We start from the raw sequence: 2755 nt of genomic DNA on the forward strand, positions 1-2755 counted from the left end.
ACCTCCTTCGGGCGACCGACAGTCATGATCCTTCTGGGCTAGCGTAGCGCCTGCGGGGGCTGGGCCTCGATGTTCAGCGTCGCCGGTACGACTCGTCGCAATGCCGCGATCGTCCGGAGCCCGGCGCGGAGGGCTCGCCTGGTAGCATTTGTGAAACGTACTTCGACGAACTATGGATCGATCAAGTAGGTTTCGGTCAACCATACTTCGATCCGAAGAGTGGACGATGGCCGTGCCTGTGAAGCCCCCTCACCTGTTCGACCGCGATGCCGAGTGGCGAGGCCTGACATCCTTCGTAGCCGACCCTCGTCCGGGGGCGACTCTCGGCGTGGTCAGCGGACGGCGCCGGCAGGGCAAGAGCTATCTTCTTCAGGCGCTGGCCGCCGCTGCCGGCGGGATCTACTTTCCCGCGCTGGAACTGACCGAGGCGGTCTCGCTTCGGTTGTTCGCCGATGAACTCGTCAGGTTCACGGGCGCCCCGGTCCCGCCTTTCCGGGACTGGCTGGATGCTGTCCCATTCGTCCTGCGTGCCGCGAGCGGCCGCCCCACACCAGTCGTGATCGACGAGTTCCCCTTCCTGGTCAAGGCGTCGCCGGAGCTGCCGTCGATCATCCAACGTGAACTCGGGCCGGGCGGCAGCGGCGGTACCAGCAGCGCGCGGCTCCTGCTGTGCGGCTCGGCGATGTCCGTCATGGGAGGCCTGTTGTCCGGGCAGGCGCCATTGCGCGGACGCGCGGGTCTTGAGTTGATGGTTCATCCCTTCGGGTACCAGGACGCCGCGCGGTTCTGGGGTATCACGGATCCGGCGCTCGCGGTGCTCGTGCACTCCGTGGTTGGCGGAACACCCGCCTACCGTCGCGAGTTCGTCCGCGACGACTCCCCGTCGGGCCTGGGCGACTTCGACGCCTGGGTGACAAGGACCGTGCTGAACCCGCAGACCCCGCTGTTCCGCGAGGCCCGCTATCTGCTCGCGGAGGAGACGGACATCCGCGACCTGTCGCTGTACCACTCGGTGCTCTCCGCCGTCGCCGAGGGGAACTCGACCAGCGGGGGCGTCGCCAGCTACGTCGGCAGGAAGGCCAACGAGATAGCCCACCCGCTGCGGGTTCTGGAGGACTCCCGGCTGCTGGTCAGGGAGCCCGACCTGTTCAGGCCGGGCAGGGCGGTCTACCGGATAGCCGAGCCGCTGATCAGCTTTTACCACGCGGTCATGAGCCGGGACTGGACGCGGCTGGAGCGCGGCGACGCGGCGACGATCTGGTCCAGCGCGCAGCCGCGGTTCCTTTCCCAGATCGTTGGGCCGCATTTCGAGACCATATGCCGCGATTATGCGATCATGGCCGACCCGGCGGTGTTCGGAGGCCTGCCTGCCGAGGTGGGAGCGGGAATCGTCGCCGACCCCGCCAACAGGACTCAGATCCAGATCGATGTCGCCGTTCTCGCGCCGGCAGAACACGGACAACCGCGCAGGATTCTCTCGCTCGGGGAAACGAAGTGGGACCGGGTCATGGACCGGCGTCACGCCGACCGCCTGCGCCGCGCCCGCGACCTGCTCACGGCCAAGGGCTTTGACACCCGCGATACGCGCCTCGCCTGTTACTCGGGGGCGGGATTCCACCCGGGCCTGGAATCCGATGTTCCAAGCGATGTCCGCCTGATCGGCCTCGACCAGCTCTACGCAGGCTGACCGCGCGTCAGACCCCAACCTCGGCAGGGGCAGGTCGGGCGCGATCACGAGGCAGGCGCACGTGGTCACTCGGGGTACGCGCGGATCTCGGCCAGGCGTGGAACAGACGCCGACCTGCTGGAGGTGCGGGGATGAGGCGTCCGCCCCGGTCTCCTCGGACAGTTCCCGGGCCGCGGTCTCGTCGAGGCTCTCACATGCCAGTTGGTCGTCGTTGGTCGCCGACCGAATCAAGATCATTATTCATCACAGAATGCCGGTACGAGGATGGAGAACTTGAACCCCGATGTAACCCGCTACCTGCGCAAATGCCAGCCGTCAGCCCCGGCTGACCATCAAGGCTGCGGAGGCTTACAGACCGACCGAGCCATCTGATGTCCCACCGAGTTCGACAGGCTCCGGTACTGGTCCCGCTTCGGTTCACAGCTGGAGCGTGTTGGGTGTCGCGCAAAGCCGAGCGGCTGGATGAGGCATGATATTGCAGCACGCGACGCGCGATGGGAAGGCGTCTGTGGCCTCGGCAGAGCAGGAAGCGGGAAGGCTGCCCGCGGTGACGTTGGACGACGTCCGCCTGCACCGCAAGCAGATCATGGCCATTGCACGCCGTTTCGGCGTCCGCAACGTGCGCGTGTTCGGTTCCGTGGCCCGCGGCGAGGCCACGGGCTCCAGCGACCTGGATCTGCTGATCGACGTCGAGCCTGGTCACGGGTACTTTGACATGACGGCCTTCGCCCTCGCGGTGGAGGACCTCTTGGGCGTGTTCACCCAGGTCACAACCGAGAGCGGGCTGAAGCTGCGCATTCGTGACGGCATCCTCGCCGAGGCAGTGCCCGTCTGAGCGGGGGGCGTTCGTGCGGCGGGACGAGGAACGGCTGGCGGACATCCTGGAGGCGGCTTCGGCTTCGACCGCGACCAGCGGTGCGGTCGAGGCCACCGGCATGCCGAGCTGCCGGTGCACGTAATTGACGACCCCGAGTGGGAACTGGAGCTTCGGCACGTACTGGCCGACGCTCGCGGCACCGGTGCTGCCGCTGTGCCGAGCATGTGCCGCGGAGCTCCACTGTGAGGGTG

The 2755-nt window shown here is 67.1% G+C and carries 2 protein-coding genes; both read left to right on the top strand.

What is annotated here, in order from left to right; translation table 11 throughout:
- Nucleotides 1-226: 226 nt before the first annotated feature.
- A complete protein-coding gene (locus MJ785_RS20405) occupies nucleotides 227-1687 on the top strand; it encodes an ATP-binding protein (protein WP_239382384.1) in 1461 nt (486 codons plus the stop codon).
- A gap of 508 nt (nucleotides 1688-2195) precedes the next feature.
- Complete coding sequence (locus MJ785_RS20410) at nucleotides 2196-2522, top strand: nucleotidyltransferase family protein (protein WP_239382386.1); 327 nt, start codon at nucleotides 2196-2198, stop codon at nucleotides 2520-2522.
- Nucleotides 2523-2755: the final 233 nt, after the last annotated feature.

Source organism: Protofrankia sp. CiT1 (genome assembly GCF_917627335.1).
GTDB lineage: Bacteria > Actinomycetota > Actinomycetes > Frankiales > Frankiaceae > Protofrankia.